Below are 18,035 nucleotides of genomic sequence, written 5' to 3' on the forward strand. Positions count from 1 at the left end.
ACGAGGCTCGGATCAGGCTCAGATGAGGCCGAGCTCGCGGACCGCGTCGCGCTCCTCCGACAGCTCCTTGACGGAGGCGTCGATGCGGGCGCGGGAGAAGTCGTTGATCTCCAGGCCCTGGACGATCTCGTACTTGCCGTCCTTGCAGGTGACGGGGAAGGAGGAGATCAGGCCCTCCGGAACGCCGTAGGAGCCGTCCGACGGGACACCCATGGAGGTCCAGTCGCCCTCGGCGGTGCCGTTGACCCACGTGTACACGTGGTCGATGGCGGCGTTCGCGGCGGAGGCGGCGGAGGACGCGCCACGGGCGTCGATGATCGCGGCGCCGCGCTTGGCGACGGTCGGGATGAAGTGGTCGGCCAGCCACGCCTGGTCGTCGACGACCTCGGCGGCGTTCTTGCCGGCGATCTCCGCGTGGAAGATGTCCGGGTACTGGGTCGCGGAGTGGTTGCCCCAGATGGTGAGGCGCTTGATGTCCGTGACCGAGGAGCCGGTCTTCTGGGCCAGCTGCGTCAGCGCGCGGTTGTGGTCCAGGCGGGTCATCGCGGTGAAGCGCTCGGCCGGGACGCCCTTGGCGGCCGACTGGGCGATCAGGGCGTTGGTGTTGGCCGGGTTGCCGACGACGAGGATCTTGACGTCGTCCGCGGCGTGCGCGGCGATGGCCTCGCCCTGCGGCTTGAAGATGCCGCCGTTGGCGGCGAGCAGGTCGCCGCGCTCCATGCCCGGGCCACGCGGGCGGGCGCCCACGAGCAGACCGATGTTGGCACCCTCGAAGCCCTTGTTCGGGTCGTCGAAGATGTCGATGCCCTTGAGCAGCGGGAAGGCGCAGTCGTCGAGCTCCATGGCGGTGCCCTCGGCGGCCTTGACGCCCTGCGGGATCTCGAGGAGGCGCAGCTTGACCGGCACGTCCGCGCCGAGCAGGTGGCCGGAGGCGATGCGGAACAGCAGCGCGTAGCCGATCTGGCCGGCCGCGCCGGTCACGGTGACATTCACGGGAGTGCGGGTCATGGCGATCTCCGTAAGACAGCTGGCGGTGGGGATTCCCTTGCCCCTGAGGTGGCCCCTGAGGCTGGACGGCTCTTCTTGATCGATCGATGTCTCGACGTGAAGAGATATCCGGCGTCAGGCTATCGGACCCGGACCACTGCGCACCTCCACCCCCTTGTGGTGCGGCTCACTGACCACCCGGGTACCGGACACGTAGCGGAATGGTCACCTCCGTCACCTCCGTGCCACAAGGGCCCGGCAGGCCTTGAACCGCCTTGGCACGTACATGACCCTTGATCGCGACGGCGCCCGTCCTCCCACGGGGGAGAGGACGGGCGCCGTCACCGTTTCGGGTGACCCGTGGATCCCGGGTGACCCCGCTCCGGTCGCGTCAGGTGACCGTCAGGTGGAGGACGTCCTCCAGGAACGGGATCCGCAGCCAGGGCTCCGGCTGCACCATGAGCGCCAGCAGCACGATGAGCCCGCCCATCACGCCGTACGTGATCATGTCGGTGAAGCGCGAGCGCACCGCGAGCATCCCGACCGAGGGCAGCGTCCGGCGCAGCACCGCCCCGGTCAGCAGCGCGGCCCCGACGAGCAGCGTGCCGACCCGGAAGGCCTGCGGGAACAGGTCCGTACCGACGATCAGCAGACCGAGCGCGGCCAGCCCGAGCACGGTCAGCAGCGGCCACTGGCGGGCGGGGGCCGACGCGTCGCCGGGCGCCGCCCGGCCGCCGCCCTCGGGGCGGGCGGTCGTGGTGGTGAGCTTGGCCCGGGGGTGCCGGCGCGGAGCCGCACCGCCACCACCGCTCTCGCCGGGCTCCTCCGGGGTCTCCGGGATGCCGGAGGCGTCGGAGGAGGACACGGTCAGCGGACCCCGGCCGCGCGCTCGGCGGCCTCGACGACGTTGACCAGGAGCTGGGCGCGGGTCATCGGGCCGACACCGCCGGGGTTCGGGGAGATCCAGCCGGCCACCTCGGCGACACCGGGGTGGACGTCGCCGACGATCTTGCCCTCGTCGTTGCGGGAGACGCCGACGTCGAGCACGGCCGCGCCCGGCTTCACGTCCTCCGGCTTGATCAGGTGCGGCACACCGGCCGCCGCGACGATGATGTCCGCGCGCCGCAGGTGCGCCGCGAGGTCCTTGGTGCCGGTGTGGCACTGCGTCACGGTGGCGTTCTCGGAGCGGCGGGTGAGCAGCAGCGGCATCGGCCGGCCGATGGTGACGCCACGCCCGACGACCACGACCTCGGCGCCCTTGATCTCCACGCCGTGCTTGCGCAGCAGCTGGATGATGCCGTACGGCGTGCAGGGCAGCGGCGCGGGCTCGTTGAGGACCAGCCGGCCGAGGTTCATCGGGTGCAGGCCGTCGGCGTCCTTCGCCGGGTCCATCAGCTCCAGGATGCGGTTCTCGTCGATGCCCTTGGGCAGCGGCAGCTGGACGATGTAGCCGGTGCACGCCGGGTCCTCGTTGAGCTCCCGCACGACCGCCTCGATCTCCGCCTGCGTGGCGGTGGCGGGCAGTTCGCGCTGGATGGAGGCGATGCCGACCTGGGCGCAGTCGCGGTGCTTGCCGGCGACGTACTTCTGGCTGCCCGGGTCGTCGCCGACCAGGATCGTGCCGAGACCGGGCGTGACGCCCCGCTCCTTGAGGGCCGCCACACGGGCGGTCAGATCGGACTTGATCGCGGCTGCGGTGGCCTTGCCATCGAGAATCTGGGCGCTCATGCGGCCATCCTCCCGGATGACCCCCGCCGGTTTCCAATTCGGAACCGGAGATTGCACTTGCACAACTGCGCTGCCTATCGACTGGACAAGAAGTGGACGTTCTGACCACGATGATCTGCGCAGTGCCGCGAGCAGTGCCGGGGGGCAAAACCGCTCATACGTCGTGAAACACGTGGTGACATCTCCTCCGCGCAGGGCCGCGTCGTCCCCGCACAGGAAACAACGGAGGAGTCACCCGATGAGCTTCGGCGACCCGAACAACCCTTACGGCCAGCAGCAGGGGCAGCAGCCCGGCTACGGCTACCCCCAGCAGTCCCCCCAGGGCGTCCCGCCGCAGCAGGGCTACGGCTACCCGGCCGCCCCGGCGGCGCCGTACGGCGGCTACCCGGCCGGCCCGACCGAGATGCCGGGCGGCCTCAAGGCGGCCCGCGTCATGCTCTTCGTCATCGGCGGCCTCCAGGTCATCGGTGCGATCTTCGCCGCCCTCGCCGCCGTCGGCGTCTCCGCCGCGAAGAACGACCCGGCCCTCAAGGACGACGTGCAGTTCCAGCAGGTCGCCGACTGGTCGGCCGGCGCCGTCTGGGCCGTCGCCCTGCTGATCCTGGCCTGGGGCGTGCTGTCCATCGTGCTCGGCGCGAAGTTCGGCTCGGGTGGCAACGGCATCCGCGTCACCGCGATCGTCTTCGGCGTCATCACCGCCGTCCTCGGCATCTACCCGTTCGTCGTGATCGGCCTCGCGCACACCGTGATGGCCATCCTGGTCGTCGTCTTCGCGGCGAAGTCGGACGGCGCGGCCTGGTTCAACCGCCAGCGTCAGCAGTTCTGACCCGCGCGGCAGCGGTACGGAAGGGGCCGGGTTCCGACGGGAACCCGGCCCCTTCCGCGCGTACGGTTCCCCGCCGTCACTGCCGCTTCAGCACCACGAACTGCCCCGCCTGCTCGGTCACCGCGTACCGCGCCTCCGGGTGCAGCTGGGCGGCCAGCCCGACCGGGTCGGCGACCGGCTGGGACCAGCCCGAGTTGAGGTCGAAGGCCAGGTAGTCGGGGCTCACGCCCTGCGCGCCGCCGACCCAGTAGACGGTGTGGTCGCCGGTCAGGTGGGCCATCAGCGTCACGTTGGTCTCCACGCTGCTGCCCTCCGGCACCGCAGCCACCGCGCGCCGCGCGTCCAGCGTGCGGGCGTCCGTGCGGTAGGTCTCGGGCCGGGTCAGCTCGCGCAGCGGCATGTCCAGGGCGTGCACGAGCGCGACCGCCGTCACGACGGGGACGGCGACCTTCCCGTACGCCACGAGCCAGGGCCGCGGCGAGGTGCGCACCGTGCGGACCGCGTCGACCAGGGCGAGGAAGACCACCGGCATGAGGATCGCGCTGTAGTGCCACAACATGCCCCAGTGGTTGGGGTCGTGGGAGAGGAAGCGCCAGGCGAGGGTCGGCAGCACGAGCAGCATCAGCGGCGAGCGCAGGCAGAGGAAGCCGGCGACGCCGACGAGGAAGAGGAGCATCTCCCACTTCTCGCCGTGCTGGAAGGCGCCGAGCACGGAGTCGAGGAAGGACACCTCGGCGCCGTCCCCGCCCTTCTCGATCTTGGCCCAGTAGTCGTACTGGCCGACCCGGCTCGCCGCCGGGATGAGCACGAGCACCGTCAGCGCGAAGAAGGCCGTCCCGAAGCCGGCGAGGGCCGCGCCGAGCCGCTTCTGGCCCTTCACGAAGAGGACCGCGCCGACCATGGCGACGGTCAGGCCCATGTCCTCCTTGACGAGGACCAGCGGCACGGCCCAGCCGACCGCCGCGTTCCAGCGGCCGAGCAGCAGGGCCCGGCAGGTCAGGGCGAGCAGCGGGACCGCGAAGGCGATCTCGTGGAAGTCGGACTTCACCGCCTCCTGGAGGCCCCAGGACAGCCCGTACGCCACCGTCAGGGAGATTCCGGCGGCCCGGCTGCCGAGCACCTGCTGGGCGGTGCGGCCGACCACGACGGCGGAGGCGGCGAACAGCGCCGCCTGGGCGAGGAGCAGGGCGAGCGGGGAGGACCACACCCAGTAGAGCGGCGCGACGAGCGCCGTCACCGGGCTGAAGTGGTCCCCGAGTATGAGGAAGCCGGGCCCCTTGATGTCGACGATCGGGGCGCGCAGCTCCGCGTAGGCGCGGACGGACTGCTCGAAGATCCCGAGGTCCCAGGAGGGCGTGCGGAAGCGCTCGTACTGGACCCAGGAGTACGCGAAGTACAGGGCGCCGAGGACGGCCGCGATGACCGCGTACGGCAGCGCGGGCGCCGGCGCGAGGCCGTCGTCCGGCGTGCCGCCGTCGGCCTCGGGGGCGGACGGCTCCGCCGCGGAACTGCTCTGCACATCCAACACCGCGCCCCCATGGACCAGCCGCCGACAAAAGAGCAACCCATTAGAACAGAGTCCACTCGACCGGCGGAATCGTCGGCGTTCCGTGCTCGTTTATCAGCGCTTCCTACGCTTTCCGCCGAGCAGACCTCGGGGAAAGGAAGCGCCATGTACAGCATCATCGTGGTGCCCGCACGGGCCGTGAGCACGCACGACCAGATCAGACTGGCCCCCGGTGACCGGCTTCACTTCGGCCGGACCGCGCCGCGCGATGCCACCGGCCCCCTCGGCCCGGCCGGCGCCGGCGGACCCCGCCACCTGGACATCCCGCACCCCGGGGTGTCGCGCTCGGCGGGCGAGATCATGGCGAGTGGCAGCCACTGGGCGCTCAGCAACTTCAGTCCGGCCTGCACCTACGTCGTGGAGAACCCGGAGGGTGCCGGGGAGCACATCAAGATCGCGCCGGGGCGGGTGGGGGCGCCCGTCCCGTTCGAGTTCTCCCGGGTCGTGCTTCCGGCCGCCGGCGAACTGATCGACTTCGCGGTGTGGGCGCCGCGCCACGACTACGTGCAGTGCGTGCCCGACGCCGGCGGCGGCGAGCCGACCGCGCTCGCCTTCCCGCTCGACCGCGCCAAGCGCTACTTCCTGGTCCTCGCCGCGCTGTGCGAGCCGCGGCTGCGCGGCGCCCCGCACGCGCCGCTGCCCACCGTCGACGCCGTGGTCGACCGGCTGCGGCCGGTGTGGCCCGCCGCGAACCGGGCCGCGGTGCAGTGGAACATCGACTACCTGGCCGTGAAGCTGCGCCTCAAGCCCGGTCCGGACAGCGCCGACACCGGCCCGCGGCTCAACGGCAAGAAGGAGACCCTGGTCTCCCTGGCGCTCCGCTTCGACCTGGTCCGCGAGGACGACCTGGAGACCCTGGCGGTGGCCCGGTGACCACGGACTTCCCGCTGCGGGTGGAGCCGGGCTACCGGGTCGGCCGGTGGACCGTCGAGCACCCGCTCGGCGCGGGCGCCTTCGCGAGCGTGTACGCGGCTCGGCGGGCCGAGGGCGCGGAGCCGCTGGGCCCGGAGGCGGCGGAGGACCGGGCCGGGGCGGGCGAGGACCGGGCCGGGGCCGACGAGGTCGCGCTGAAGTTCCTGCCGACCGGCACCTGCACCCCGCGCGGACTGCGCCACCTCAAGGACCTGGCCGAGCGCGAGGTGGAGCTGCTGAGCCGGTTACGGGCGCCGCGGCTGATCCGGCTGTACGAGACCCTGACCGTCGACGACCCGGCAAACCCGGAGCTGGACGGCGCCACCGTGCTCGTACTGGAGCGCGCCGACCGCTCGCTGCAGTCCCTGCTCGCCGAGGCGGAGGCCGGAGCCGCGGAGACCGGGGCCGGTCGGACCGGGGCCGGGGCGGCCGGGGCCGGTCGGACCGGGGCCGGGGCGGCCGGGGCCGGTCGGACCGGGGCCGGGGCGGCGAAGGCCGGTCCTGGCCCCGGCACGGGTCGCGCTCCCCGTGCCGGCACCCGGGCCGGTACCGCGCCGCTCGCCGAGGGCCCGGCGCTGCTGGCGCAGATCTGCGAGGGCCTCCACCAGCTCCACGACGCCGGCTGGGTGCACGGCGACCTCAAGCCGGGGAACGTGCTCCTGATGCCGGACGGCAGCGTGCGGCTCGGCGACTTCAGCACGGCCGGCGAGCTGGAGGGCACCCACGCGTACGGCCCCGGCTTCGCGACGCCCGACTACACGCCGCCCGAACTGCTCTGGCCGGAGGTGGGCGCGCGTGGCAGCCGGGTGCGCCCCAGCAGCGACATCTGGGCCTTCGGCGTCCTCGCCCACCTGGTCCTCACCGCGACCCACCCGCTCCCCGGCGGCACCCCCGCAGCCCGCCGCGACGCCGCCGTCCGCTACGCCCGCGGTACGGAGGACCTGCGCCTCTCCCCCGCGCTCCCGGCCCCGTGGCGGGCGATCGTCACGGACTGCCTGAGCCGCACGCACGAGACCCGCGTCCCGCACGACGCCACGGTGCTCCTGGAACGGGTACGGACGGCCGCGGCGGGACAGGTGCCACGGCGGCCGGGGCGGGCGCGGGCGCTGGCCCGCGGGGCGGTCCTGGTCGCCGCCGGCACGGCGCTCGGGCTCACCGCCGGACTGATCGCCTGGGGCGGCGGGACCCCGGAACCGGGCTACGAGCGCTGTACGCCGGGAGCCGTTTGCTTCTTCAGCGGCCGGGACGGCAAGGGCGAGGTGTGCGTGTGGCAGGGCGGTTCGCGGAACTGGGCGAGGAGCGACGCTGCCCGCTGCCCGTGGGCGACGACCGGACCGGTCGCCTCGGCGTTCAACAACGGCTTCGGCTCCGAGGAGGGAACCGGCCTCCCGGCCGTCGACTACTACGCGGCGGCGGAATTCCGGCAACCTCTCGGCTGCCTGCGCCAGGGCACGCGCATCACCTTCAGGGAGCCCGTCCGGCCCCTCTCGCACGAGTGGCGGACGTCCTGCTCGGCACCCTCGGAACTCTGAGTACGCACGTGGCGGCGGGCCCGGAGACCGTGGAGACCACCCCGCCCGGAACGTCACACGAGAACCCGACACGAGAAAGGGGCCGTCCCCATGGCGTCCGCCCGCTTACGCACCGCCCTCGCGGTGTTCCTGACCCTGGCGGCCGTCGCGCTCGGCACCGGCGCCACCACCGGCGCCGCCCGGGCCGACGCGCCACCGCCCGGCAAACCCGCCTTCCAACTCCCCTTCGCCTGCGGGACTGCATGGCGGCTCGACACCTGGGGCCACGACCCCGCCGTGGACATCGTCGCCGAGGGCAATCCCGGTTCGGACGGCCGTCCCGTGTACGCCTCCGCGCCCGGCACGGTCTCCGCCGCGTACGTCCACCCGGGCTCCGGCAACACGATCCAGATCAACCACGGCAACGGCTGGTTCACCGCGTACTACCACCTCCAGGAGGCCCCGGACCGGTTCGTCGGCGTCGGCCGGCAGGTCACCGGCGCGACCCGCATCGGCAGCATCGGCACGTCCGGTGCCGCCAACGGCTGGGCGCACCTGCACTACGAGCAGCGCTATCGCGCGTCCGGCGACTTCACGTACGAGTCGGACCGCGTGCCCGTCCACTTCGACGGCGTCGGGTACAGCGGCGCCGGATCCACGTGGCCCTCCGTCACCAGCCGCAACTGCGCGACCTCGCAGCCGTGGGACTGCCCCGCCGGCTTCGTCTGCTTCTACTCCGGCACCGGCGGCACCGGCACGGTCTGCAAGACAGACGTGAACACCCCGGCCAGCCCGTGCGGCCTGCGCCGCTCCTTCTTCAACAACGGCACGGAGCAGCCCGGTTACGACCACGCCTACGTCACCTTCGCCGAGGGCGGCTCGCAGTGCCTCCACTTCGGATGGGCGGAGGGCCACGGCGACTTCCCGTCCGGCGGACGCACGGTCACGTCCGTGCGGTGGGGAGGCGAGTGCCCGTAGCCGTGCTGTCCGGAACGGCGGTACCGGCGCCGGACGCCGGTACCGCCGTTCGCGCGCTACCTCGCCGGGCCCGGGCTCAGCACTCGCCGCCCCACTTCGCGTGGTTCAGCGTCACCCTGCCGTAGAGCACGTGCGCGGTGCCGCTCGTGCTGCCGCCCTCCGGGTAGTGCAGGCAACCGTTCACGGACTGTCCGTCCGTCCAGGTGGCCTTCCACCAGATGTGGTCCGCACCCGCGTCGGCCACGCCGTTGTTGCGGATGGACATGCCGTTGGCCGAGTACAGGTTGTAGAGGTTGCCCTTCGACTTCCACTTGGGCAGCCCGGAGAACGACGTGTTGTCCCAGACGCAGACGTACTCGCGGGGACAGTCGGAGAACGCCGCGGACGCGGACGGCGCCACCATCAGGCCCGCCACCGACAGACCGAGCGCACTCGCGCCGACCACCGCGCGACGAAGGATGTTCCGCTTCACCAGATGCCTCCCTGTGACCACTGACAGCCTCGCGGCTGGTTACGGGGGCGAGCGTAATGACGCGTATGCGTCATGTGATCCTCGTATGTCCGAGGGTCGCCGGGGCCGCGCGCGTCCCGCGGGAGGGGCGGGCGTCGCCGACAAGGCGGCGGCCCGCCGGTGAACAACCAGCGGGCCGCCCGTAGTTCCTCGCGCTCAGTGGAAGAAGTGACGCGTCCCGGTGAAGTACATCGTCACGCCCGCCTTCTTCGCCGCCTCGACGACCAGCTCGTCGCGGACCGAACCGCCCGGCTGCACGACCGCCTTCACGCCCGCGGCCGTGAGGATCTCCAGGCCGTCGGGGAAGGGGAAGAAGGCGTCCGACGCGGCGTACGAGCCGCGGGCGCGCTCCTCGCCGGCGCGCTCGACGGCCAGCTTGGCGGAGTCGACGCGGTTGACCTGGCCCATGCCGACGCCGACCGAGGCGCCGTCCTTGGCGAGCAGGATCGCGTTGGACTTGACCGCGCGGCAGGCCTTCCAGGCGAAGGACAGCTCGGCCAGCTCCTCCGCGGAGAGCGCCTCGCCGGTCGCGAGGGTCCAGTTCGCCGGGTCGTCGCCGTCGGCCTGGAGGCGGTCGGTGACCTGGAGCAGGGCGCCGCCGTCGATCGGCTTGACCTCGACCGGGTTGGCCGGGGCGCCCTCGGCGCGCAGCACGCGGATGTTCTTCTTCTTGGCGAGGATCTCGACCGCGCCGTCCTCGTAGCCGGGCGCCACGATGACCTCGGTGAAGATCTCGGCGACCTGCTCGGCCATCGCGACGGACACCGGGCGGTTGACGGCGATGACGCCGCCGAACGCGGACAGCGGGTCGCAGGCGTGGGCCTTGCGGTGCGCCTCGGCGACGTCGGCGCCGACCGCGATGCCGCACGGGTTGGCGTGCTTGATGATCGCGACGCAGGGCTCGGAGTGGTCGTACGCGGCCCGGCGCGCGGCGTCGGTGTCCGTGTAGTTGTTGTACGACATCTCCTTGCCGTGCAGCTGCTCGGCCTCGGCGAGGCCGCCCGTGCCGTCGACGTAGAGCGCGGCGCCCTGGTGCGGGTTCTCGCCGTAACGCAGCACGTTCTTGCGCTCGTACGTGGCGCCCAGGAACGCGGGGAAGCCCGAGTCGTCGAAGGCGGCGTAGTCGTCGGCGAACCAGGAGGCGACGGCGACGTCGTACGCGGCGGTGTGCCGGAACGCCGTGGCGGCGAACAGCTTGCGGAGCGCCAGCGTGGTGCCGCCGGTCTCGCGGATCGCCAGGAGGACCGCGGCGTACGCGCCCGGGTCGGTGACGACCAGGACCGACGGGTGGTTCTTGGCCGCGGCGCGGACCATCGACGGGCCGCCGATGTCGATCTGCTCGACGCACTCGTCCGGCGTGGCGCCGGAGGCGACGGTCTCGCGGAACGGGTACAGGTTCACCACGACGAGGTCGAAGGGCTCGACGCCCAGCTCGGCGAGCTGCTCGCGGTGCGACTCGAGGCGCAGGTCGGCGAGGATGCCGGCGTGCACGCGCGGGTGCAGGGTCTTGACGCGGCCGTCCAGGCACTCGGGGAAGCCGGTCAGCTCCTCGACCTTGGTGACCGGGACGCCGGCCGCGGCGATCTTCGACGCGGTGGAGCCGGTGGAGACCAGCTCGACCCCGGCCTCGTGCAGACCGCGGGCCAGCTCCTCCAGGCCCGTCTTGTCGTAGACGCTGATCAGCGCGCGGCGGATGGGCTTAACGGTGTCCGTGTTCACCGACATGAACCTTTCGTCCCTCAATGCTGTAGCCGTTGCGGGCGAGGCGCCCCACGACCTCGACGAGCAGCGAGCGCTCGACTTCCTTGATGCGCTCGTGGAGCGCGGCCTCATCGTCCTCGTCCCGCACCTCGACCACGCCCTGGGCGATGATCGGGCCGGTGTCGACACCGTCGTCGACGAAGTGGACGGTGCACCCGGTCACCTTCGCCCCGTAGGCGAGGGCGTCGCGCACGCCGTGCGCGCCGGGAAAACTGGGGAGGAGCGCCGGGTGGGTGTTGACGACCCGGCCGCCGAAGCGGGCGAGGAACTCCTTGCCGACGATCTTCATGAAGCCGGCCGAGACGACGAGATCGGGCTCGTACGCGGCGGTGGCCTCGGTCAGTGCGCGGTCCCACGCCTCGCGGCTCCCGTGGTCCTTGACGCGGCACACGAAGGTGGGGAGCCCGGCGCGCTCGGCCCGCTCCAGACCGGCGATGCCCTCGCGGTCGGCGCCGACGGCGACGACCTCGGCGCCGTAGCCCTCGGGGTCGGCGGCGATCGCGTCGAGCAGGGCCTGGAGGTTCGTGCCGGAGCCGGAGACCAGGACGACGAGGCGGGCGGCAGCCACTGGGTCACTCTTTCCGTGGTGTTTGTGCGGTCGTACGAACGAATCGCGTCCCCGGATACGGGGAACCCTACGAAGGGCCCGACCGTCAGCAACGATACCGGCACTCCGGAAGGCCCCCACGGGACGGGGGCGGGACCGGGGGGTAGCGTCAGGGTCCGACGACACGCCACACCAGCGCCGCGCCACAGTCCCACCCGCGCACACAGACAGAGGGAAGACGTCCAGCACATGCCGGATCGCCAGTCCACGAACGACAGCAACCCGTTCGCTCCGCCGCCGGAGGGTCAGCCGGACCAGCCGTGGCAGCCGCGGCTGCCGGAGGGCTCCCAGGGTTCCGACGACGGTTCGGGCTCGGGCCCGGGCTGGAGCAGCAGTCAGCCGGGCAGATCCTCCGACGGCTTCGGCGGCCGCCCCGAGCGGTCCCCCGGCGGCCAGGGCGGTGGTCCCGGCGGACCGGGCGGACCGGGCGGCGGCCCTGACGGCCAGGGACCGGGGCTCCGCTGGGACCCGACCGACCCGGCCCAGCGGCGCGCGCGGTACGCGGTGCTCTCGGGCATGTGGGCGTTCTTCTTCGCCTTCTTCGTGCAGGAGGTCGCGCTGCTGCTCGGCGCGCTCGGCGCGTACTGGGCGATCAGCGCCCTGCGCACCCGGACGAAGACCCCGGAGGCGGCGGAGGGTGCCGACGGTCCGCCGTCGCCCGCGCAGGTCGTGGCCGCGGCGACCGCGAACCGCGCCAAGCAGACTGCGGCGATCAGCGGTCTGGTCGCGTCCGCGCTGGCCCTGATGATCGTCGCGAGCGGTTTCCTGGTGCACCTGGTCTACCGCGACTTCTACGAGTGCCGGGCCGACGCCCTGACCAAGGAGAGCCAGCTGGCCTGCAACGACCTGCTGCCGAAGCCGCTGCAGGACACGCTCGGCGTGCGGGAGTAGTCACTCCGGGCCGGAACCGGGAGCCGGGGCGGGAGCCTCGGCGGGCGCCGGGGCCTGCGGCTCCGGAGACGACCCAGGGGACGGCCCCGGCGACGGCTCCGCGGCGGGCTGCCAGGCCGGGGGCTCCCACGCGGCCGGCAGGAAGCCGTACCCCTCGTCGCCCGCGTCGTCGTCCAGCGCGTCGAGCGCCTCCAGGGCGTCGAGGGCTGCAAGGGCTCCGGCCGCGCTCCCCCGCGTGCCGTCCGGGGCGGCCGGGGCGCGGGGCTCCGGCGCCGGCTCCTGGCCCGCCTCGGCGGACCCGGACACGGACGGCGATACGGGCGCGGGCACGGCCCCGAGAACGGCCCCGGGCGCCGGGGCCGACGCCAGGGCCGCCGCCGCGGCCGCCCGTTCCCTCGCCTTGCGCGCGGCGCGACGGCCCCAGGCCCGCACCGCGAGCGCGGCCGGCACTCCCACGGCCGCGCACCACAGCACCGCCGCCGCGCCCGTCTGCCACCACACCGGCCCGAAGGCCGCGAGCCGCCCCGAGCCCAGCGGGCCGCCGGCGAGGGCCGACAGGACGGCGACGACCGCCCCGCAGACGCAGGAGGCGCCCAGCGCGGTCAGCGCCGTCTCCTGCCCCGACCGGTCCCGGGCTCCCCGGCCCACCCGGCGGCCGAGCACCAGCGCCGCGACGGCCGGGACCGCGGTCGCCGTCCAGTGCAGCCACCGGCCGGGGCCCTCGCCGGGCAGCGCCGCGAGCAACGGGAAGTCCGGCACGGCCGGAGTGCCGGTGAAGCCGAGCGGGGTCACCAGGGCGCCCGTACCGAGCGAGAAGCCGGGGCCGAGCCCGTAGGCGAGTCCCCAGACAGCCGCGTTCGGCAGCAGCGCGAGGACGAGCAGCGCGACCGACGCCCGCCCCGACCACTCGCCCGCGAGCCCGTCGAAGGACGCGTGGGCGTCGCCCACGTGCCGGAACAGCGAGGCCGCGGCGAGCAGCGCGCCGCCCGCGAGGAGCACGACCAGGGCGATTCCGGCGGCGCGCAGGGCGACCGCGTACCGCTCCTGTCCCGGCAGCGGTCTGCCGCGGGCCGTCCAGACGCCCGTCCCCACCGCGGCGAGGACGGTGAGGGGCGTCCAGGCGCCCGTGGCGACCAGCTCGGCGGGCAGCGTGCCGGCCTCCGTGTAGACCACGACCGCGGCCGCGACCAGCAGGTATCCGCCGGTGACGGCGCCCACCGCGCCGAGCGGTGAGGGCGCGGCCCCGCCCTCCTGGTCGAGGGTGTCCCGGGCAGCGCGGTGCGCGAGCCACAGCGGCAGGGCGGTGAGCAGCAGCGGCGTGACACCGAGCGGGGCCGGAATGCCGGACACGGTGCCGGTGCGGAGCAGGTCCCCGCCGTGGGCGAGCAGCCACAGACCGGCGGCGGTGTGCAGGGCGCCACCGGGGCCGCTGTCAGGGAACGGGGAGGCGATCCAGGCCGCGGTCACGAGCACGGCCAGCGCGCCGAGACCGAGGCCCGCCGCGACGGCGCCGCGCACGAAAGCGGTGGCCAGGGGCGCGGCGGAGCGGTGGCCCTGGACCGTGGCGTCGGGCGCCGCGGGCGGGCGCTGCTCGGTCACGTGCGTCACGGAGGCCATGCTGCCAGCGACACGCGGTTTGCCCGGGTAACAGGCGAATGGCCGTGGTGTCGCTCAAGATACGTTTATGTACTTTTCCGCCCGGAGCAGTGCTGTGGGAGGTCGACGCCGATGAGTCCGACGAGCCGCGCCGTCTCCCTTCCTTCGCCCAAGGAGCGGCGCCGACTGCGTGAGGCCCTCGCCCTGAGCGAGGACCAGGTCGCGGAGGCCATGGGCGTCACCCGGGCCACCGTCCGCGCCTGGGAGACCGGCCGCAGTTCCCCCAGAGGGCGCAAGCGCGAGGCGTACGCGAAGCTGCTCGGCGTCCACGAGGAGCCGACCACGCCCCGCACGGAGAAGCCCGCCCGCCCGTCCTCGGCCGCCACGCGCCCCCGCCCCGCCGCCAAGGGCGCCGCACGTCCGCCGAAGACACCCACGCCGCCGCCGGCGACGAGGACGACGCCGGAGCCGGTGGAGCCCCATCGCCCCTGGGAAGCCGCCCAGCCGCCGGAGGAGCGCCTGAAACCGGCTCGGTCACGCGCCGAGTCCGGCCCGCAGGCACTGGCCCGTTCCCATGCCCCGGACGCGGTCACTGCCGCCGAGGCGGGCACTGCGGCCGCCGCGAACACGCGCGCGGGCGATACCGATGCCCAGGCCTCGGACCCGGCCCCCGTCGCCGCTGCGGGTTCCGCGCCGCACGCCACAGACACGGCCGGGGCTCGCGAGCCTGGGGCAGGCACGTCCGGGGCGGAAGCGTCGGGGGCGGAATCGTCCGGGGCGGGCACCTCCGGGGCAGAGGTGTCCGGGGCGGGCTCGGGTGAGGGCGCCGCACCGCCCGCCACGGACCCAGCGGTCGCTGCCCCCGGCACGCGTTCCGGCGCACCGGGCCACCAGGACGTCACGGCGGCGAGGGCCGCGGAGACGGCGGAGGCCGCTGAAGCCACGGAGGCCGCGGAGACGGCGGAGGCCGCTGAAGCCGAGGCCGCCGGGCTCACGCCCGAGGAGGCGTTCGACGCGCTCTACGCGTACGCCGCGCCCTCGCTCGTCCACCAGACCTATCTGCTCACGGGGCGCCGCCGGCTCTCCCGCGAGTCCGTCGAGTACGCCTTCCACTACGCCTGGCAGCACTGGCCGGAGGTCGCCGTCGACCGCGACCCGGTGGGCTGGGTGCGCGCGGCGGCGTACGAGTACGCGCTCTCGCCCTGGCACCGGTTCCGGCGCCGCCACCGGCATCCCGACTCCGCGCCGACCGAGGCCTCCCGGCGCGCGCTGCTCGGGGCGCTCCTGGAGCTGCCGCCGCCGTACCGCCGTACCGTCCTGCTCTACGACGGCCTCGGCCTCGACCTGCCGGAGACGGCCGCGGAGACCGAGGCGAGCACCCCGGCCGCCGGGAACCGGCTGCTGCACGCCCGTACGGTCATCGGGCAGCGGGTGCCCGAGCTCTCCGATCCGGAGGCGCTGCAGCGCCGGCTGGCCGCGCTGGTCGCCGAGGCGCCGACGGCCACGCTGCCCGCGGCGCGTGCCGTGCGGACCGGCAGCGAGCGGCGGTCCCGGCGGCTGACCCGGACGGTCATCGGGGTGACGGCGGCGCTCATCTGCATCACGGCCGTCACCGCGGCGACCGCACCGACCCAGTACGTCCCGGCGATCGCGCCGGGCGAGGTCGTCGAGGGCGTCCCGGTCCGCGGCGGCCCGCAGAAGCTGGGCCCGGAGGACAAGGAGCTGCGCGACAGGCTGCGCTCGGCCCCCAACCCGGGCCCCGAGCGGCTGGTCCCGGCCGCCGAGTAGCGCCCGCCGGGCCCCGCCCCGCCGGACGGACCCCGGCGCGTACGCGAGTGGGCCCCGCGCCACCCGGTCTCCCGGGTGGGGCGGGGCCCACTCCTGTGCGGTGCCGCTTGCGCGGTCGCGCCGTGCGTCAGCCCGCGAGGATCGCGCGCGCCAGCTTGGCGGTCTCGGTCGGGGTCTTGCCGACCTTCACACCGGCGGCCTCGAGGGCCTCCTTCTTCGCCTGGGCGGTGCCGGAGGAGCCGGAGACGATGGCGCCGGCGTGGCCCATGGTCTTGCCCTCGGGCGCGGTGAAGCCCGCGACGTAGCCGACGACCGGCTTGGTGACGTTGGCCTTGATGAAGTCGGCCGCACGCTCCTCGGCGTCGCCGCCGATCTCGCCGATCATGACGATCAGGTCGGTGTCCGGGTCGGCCTCGAAGGCCGCCAGGGCGTCGATGTGCGTGGTGCCGATGACCGGGTCGCCACCGATGCCGACGGCGGAGGAGAAGCCGATGTCACGGAGCTCGTACATCATCTGGTACGTCAGCGTGCCGGACTTCGAGACCAGGCCGATGCGGCCCGGCTTCGTGATGTCGCCCGGGATGATGCCGGCGTTGGACTGGCCCGGGGTGATGAGGCCGGGGCAGTTCGGGCCGATGAGGCGGGTCTTGTTGCCCTTCTCCACGGCGTACGCGTAGAACGCGGCGGAGTCGTGGACCGCGATGCCCTCGGTGATGACGACGGCGAGCGGGATCTCGGCGTCGATCGCCTCGACCACGGCGGCCTTGGCGAAGGCCGGCGGGACGAAGAGGACCGAGACGTTGGCGCCGGTCTCCTTCATCGCCTCGGCGACGGTGCCGAAGACCGGGATCTCGGTGCCGTCGAAGTCGACGGTCGTGCCGGCCTTGCGCGGGTTCACGCCGCCGACGATGTTGGTGCCGTCACCCAGCATGAGCTTGGTGTGCTTCATGCCCGTGGCACCGGTCATGCCCTGGACGATGACCTTGCTGTCCTTGTTGAGGAAGATAGCCATGGCTGTTCTGTCCCTCTTCCCTTACTTCGCAGCCGCGAGCTCGGCGGCCTTGTCGGCCGCGCCGTCCATGGTGTCCACACGCTGCACCAGCGGGTGGTTGGCGTCCGACAGGATCTTGCGACCCAGCTCCGCGTTGTTGCCGTCGAGGCGCACGACCAGCGGCTTGGTGACCTCGTCGCCACGGGAGGCGAGGAGCTCCAGGGCCTGGACGATGCCGTTGGCGACCTCGTCACAGGCGGTGATGCCACCGAAGACGTTGACGAACACGGACTTGACGTCCGGGTCGCCGAGGATGATCTCCAGGCCGTTCGCCATGACCTCGGCGGAGGCGCCGCCGCCGATGTCGAGGAAGTTGGCCGGCTTCACGCCGCCGTGGTTCTCACCGGCGTACGCGACGACGTCCAGGGTCGACATGACCAGGCCGGCGCCGTTGCCGATGATGCCGACCTCGCCGTCGAGCTTGACGTAGTTGAGGCCCTTGGCCTTGGCGGCAGCCTCGAGCGGGTTGGCTGCGGCCTTGTCCTCGAGCGCCTCGTGCTCGGGCTGACGGAAGTCGGCGTTGGCGTCCAGGGACACCTTGCCGTCCAGGGCCAGGATGTCGCCGGAGGCGACCTTGGCCAGCGGGTTGACCTCGACGAGGAGGGCGTCCTCGGCGATGAAGGTCTTCCAGAGGGTCACGAGGACCTCGGCGACCTTCTCGGCGACCTCGGCCGGGAACTGGGCCTGGGCGACGATCTCACGGGCCTTCTCGATGTCGACGCCCTTGTTGGCGTCGACCGGGACCTTCGCGAGCTTCTCGGGGGTCGTGGCGGCGACCTCCTCGATGTCCATGCCACCGGCGACGGAGGCCATGGCGAGGAAGGTGCGGTTGGTGCGGTCGAGGAGGTACGAGACGTAGTACTCCTCGAGGATCTCCGGAGCGGTCTCCGCGATCATCACCTTGTGGACCGTGTGGCCCTTGATGTCCATGCCCAGGATGTCCGTCGCGCGGGCGACGGCCTCTTCCGGGGTGGCGGCCAGCTTGACGCCGCCGGCCTTGCCGCGGCCGCCGACCTTGACCTGCGCCTTGACGACCGACTTGCCGCCAAGCCGCTCCGTCGCAGCGCGCGCCGCCTCAGGCGTGTCGATGACTTCACCGGCCAGCACCGGTACACCGTGCTTGGCGAAGAGGTCCCTCGCCTGGTACTCGAACAGGTCCACGCGCGTCCCTTTTCTAGATGATCGCGGTTCGTTGTCTGCGTGGGCGTGCCGCGAAGGGCAACGTGACTGCGCTGTCACTAGGGAGGCGTACACGGTGACCGTGGACGCGGCATGTCCGTCTCGCAGGTTATCCCCGTGGGACGTAGGTCCCTAAATCGCA

16 protein-coding genes are annotated in these 18,035 nt (G+C 73.3%); 6 read left to right on the plus strand and 10 right to left on the minus strand.

Annotation, left to right across the window (positions count from 1 at the left end; genetic code table 11):
• Nucleotides 1-18: 18 nt before the first annotated feature.
• The 3 genes from ACFY8W_RS09665 to ACFY8W_RS09675 all read right to left on the minus strand — a co-directional run bounded on the left by ACFY8W_RS09665 (nucleotide 19) and on the right by ACFY8W_RS09675 (nucleotide 2,715).
• Nucleotides 19-1,008 (minus strand): malate dehydrogenase, encoded by a 990-nt coding sequence (locus ACFY8W_RS09665; RefSeq protein WP_391102499.1) that lies wholly within the window; start codon nucleotides 1,006-1,008, stop codon nucleotides 19-21.
• A gap of 370 nt (nucleotides 1,009-1,378) precedes the next feature.
• Entirely contained in the window at nucleotides 1,379-1,852 is a 474-nt protein-coding gene (locus ACFY8W_RS09670; RefSeq protein WP_391102501.1) for a DUF3017 domain-containing protein, read from the minus strand.
• Between the two features lie 2 nt (nucleotides 1,853-1,854).
• Entirely contained in the window at nucleotides 1,855-2,715 is an 861-nt protein-coding gene (locus ACFY8W_RS09675; protein WP_391102504.1) for a bifunctional methylenetetrahydrofolate dehydrogenase/methenyltetrahydrofolate cyclohydrolase, read from the minus strand.
• A gap of 238 nt (nucleotides 2,716-2,953) precedes the next feature.
• Between ACFY8W_RS09675 and ACFY8W_RS09680 the strand changes: the two genes are divergently transcribed.
• Entirely contained in the window at nucleotides 2,954-3,541 is a 588-nt protein-coding gene (locus ACFY8W_RS09680; protein WP_391102506.1) for a hypothetical protein, read from the plus strand.
• Nucleotides 3,542-3,617: 76 nt separating this feature from the next.
• Here the strand turns inward: ACFY8W_RS09680 and ACFY8W_RS09685 are convergent, their stop codons facing one another.
• Entirely contained in the window at nucleotides 3,618-5,069 is a 1,452-nt protein-coding gene (locus ACFY8W_RS09685; protein WP_391102508.1) for a DUF2079 domain-containing protein, read from the minus strand.
• A gap of 144 nt (nucleotides 5,070-5,213) precedes the next feature.
• Between ACFY8W_RS09685 and ACFY8W_RS09690 the strand changes: the two genes are divergently transcribed.
• The 3 genes from ACFY8W_RS09690 (at nucleotide 5,214) to ACFY8W_RS09700 (ending at nucleotide 8,509) form a co-directional block, all read left to right on the plus strand.
• Nucleotides 5,214-5,981 carry an FHA domain-containing protein gene (locus tag ACFY8W_RS09690; RefSeq protein WP_391102511.1) on the plus strand — a complete coding sequence of 256 codons (768 nt, stop codon included), beginning with the start codon at nucleotides 5,214-5,216 and terminating at the stop codon, nucleotides 5,979-5,981.
• 89 nt (nucleotides 5,982-6,070) lie between these two features.
• On the plus strand, nucleotides 6,071-7,552 hold the full coding sequence (locus ACFY8W_RS09695; protein WP_391103848.1) for a protein kinase: 1,482 nt from the start codon (nucleotides 6,071-6,073) through the stop codon (nucleotides 7,550-7,552).
• Nucleotides 7,553-7,642: 90 nt separating this feature from the next.
• Entirely contained in the window at nucleotides 7,643-8,509 is an 867-nt protein-coding gene (locus tag ACFY8W_RS09700) for a peptidoglycan DD-metalloendopeptidase family protein (RefSeq protein ID WP_391102512.1), read from the plus strand.
• A 76-nt stretch (nucleotides 8,510-8,585) separates the two neighbouring features.
• Here ACFY8W_RS09700 and ACFY8W_RS09705 read toward each other — a convergent pair whose 3' ends face one another.
• The 3 genes from ACFY8W_RS09705 to purN form a co-directional block, all read right to left on the minus strand.
• Complete coding sequence (locus tag ACFY8W_RS09705) at nucleotides 8,586-8,981, minus strand: peptidase inhibitor family I36 protein (protein WP_391102515.1); 396 nt, start codon at nucleotides 8,979-8,981, stop codon at nucleotides 8,586-8,588.
• A 195-nt stretch (nucleotides 8,982-9,176) separates the two neighbouring features.
• On the minus strand, nucleotides 9,177-10,745 hold the full coding sequence (gene purH / locus ACFY8W_RS09710; protein ID WP_391102517.1) for a bifunctional phosphoribosylaminoimidazolecarboxamide formyltransferase/IMP cyclohydrolase: 1,569 nt from the start codon (nucleotides 10,743-10,745) through the stop codon (nucleotides 9,177-9,179).
• Entirely contained in the window at nucleotides 10,720-11,349 is a 630-nt protein-coding gene (gene purN / locus ACFY8W_RS09715; protein WP_391102519.1) for a phosphoribosylglycinamide formyltransferase, read from the minus strand. The genes purH and purN overlap by 26 nt, the downstream gene beginning before the upstream one ends.
• A 228-nt stretch (nucleotides 11,350-11,577) precedes the next feature.
• Here purN and ACFY8W_RS09720 point away from each other — a divergent pair, with 228 nt between their 5' ends.
• Nucleotides 11,578-12,279, plus strand: a complete 702-nt coding sequence (locus ACFY8W_RS09720; RefSeq protein WP_391102522.1) for a hypothetical protein — start codon at nucleotides 11,578-11,580, stop codon at nucleotides 12,277-12,279.
• Here the strand turns inward: ACFY8W_RS09720 and ACFY8W_RS09725 are convergent, their stop codons facing one another.
• Nucleotides 12,280-13,896, minus strand: a complete 1,617-nt coding sequence (locus ACFY8W_RS09725) for a DUF6350 family protein (protein WP_391102524.1) — start codon at nucleotides 13,894-13,896, stop codon at nucleotides 12,280-12,282.
• A 111-nt stretch (nucleotides 13,897-14,007) separates the two neighbouring features.
• Here ACFY8W_RS09725 and ACFY8W_RS09730 point away from each other — a divergent pair, with 111 nt between their 5' ends.
• Nucleotides 14,008-15,663: a sigma factor-like helix-turn-helix DNA-binding protein gene (locus ACFY8W_RS09730; RefSeq protein ID WP_391102526.1), complete on the plus strand. Its 1,656-nt coding sequence runs from the start codon at nucleotides 14,008-14,010 to the stop codon at nucleotides 15,661-15,663.
• Between the two features lie 127 nt (nucleotides 15,664-15,790).
• Here ACFY8W_RS09730 and sucD read toward each other — a convergent pair whose 3' ends face one another.
• On the minus strand, nucleotides 15,791-16,675 hold the full coding sequence (gene sucD / locus ACFY8W_RS09735; RefSeq protein ID WP_365337725.1) for a succinate--CoA ligase subunit alpha: 885 nt from the start codon (nucleotides 16,673-16,675) through the stop codon (nucleotides 15,791-15,793).
• 21 nt (nucleotides 16,676-16,696) lie between these two features.
• Nucleotides 16,697-17,875, minus strand: coding sequence for an ADP-forming succinate--CoA ligase subunit beta (sucC, locus tag ACFY8W_RS09740; protein WP_391102528.1), 1,179 nt, complete (start codon nucleotides 17,873-17,875; stop codon nucleotides 16,697-16,699).
• Between the last annotated feature and the right edge of the window lie 160 nt (nucleotides 17,876-18,035).

Origin of the sequence: Streptomyces sp. NPDC012637, from assembly GCF_042954805.1 — a bacterium.
Lineage (GTDB): Bacteria > Actinomycetota > Actinomycetes > Streptomycetales > Streptomycetaceae > Streptomyces.

Bases quoted from the DNA above. Each gene is read 5' to 3' on its own strand.
- ACFY8W_RS09720 (WP_391102522.1), top strand. From the start codon at position 11,578: ATGCCGGATCGCCAGTCCACGAACGACAGCAACCCGTTCGCTCCGCCG.
- sucD (WP_365337725.1), bottom strand. From the start codon at position 16,675: ATGGCTATCTTCCTCAACAAGGACAGCAAGGTCATCGTCCAGGGCATG.
- ACFY8W_RS09730 (WP_391102526.1), top strand. From the start codon at position 14,008: ATGAGTCCGACGAGCCGCGCCGTCTCCCTTCCTTCGCCCAAGGAGCGG.
- purH (WP_391102517.1), bottom strand. From the start codon at position 10,745: ATGTCGGTGAACACGGACACCGTTAAGCCCATCCGCCGCGCGCTGATC.
- ACFY8W_RS09675 (WP_391102504.1), bottom strand. From the start codon at position 2,715: ATGAGCGCCCAGATTCTCGATGGCAAGGCCACCGCAGCCGCGATCAAG.
- ACFY8W_RS09690 (WP_391102511.1), top strand. From the start codon at position 5,214: ATGTACAGCATCATCGTGGTGCCCGCACGGGCCGTGAGCACGCACGAC.
- ACFY8W_RS09700 (WP_391102512.1), top strand. From the start codon at position 7,643: ATGGCGTCCGCCCGCTTACGCACCGCCCTCGCGGTGTTCCTGACCCTG.
- ACFY8W_RS09680 (WP_391102506.1), top strand. From the start codon at position 2,954: ATGAGCTTCGGCGACCCGAACAACCCTTACGGCCAGCAGCAGGGGCAG.
- ACFY8W_RS09725 (WP_391102524.1), bottom strand. From the start codon at position 13,896: ATGGCCTCCGTGACGCACGTGACCGAGCAGCGCCCGCCCGCGGCGCCC.
- ACFY8W_RS09665 (WP_391102499.1), bottom strand. From the start codon at position 1,008: ATGACCCGCACTCCCGTGAATGTCACCGTGACCGGCGCGGCCGGCCAG.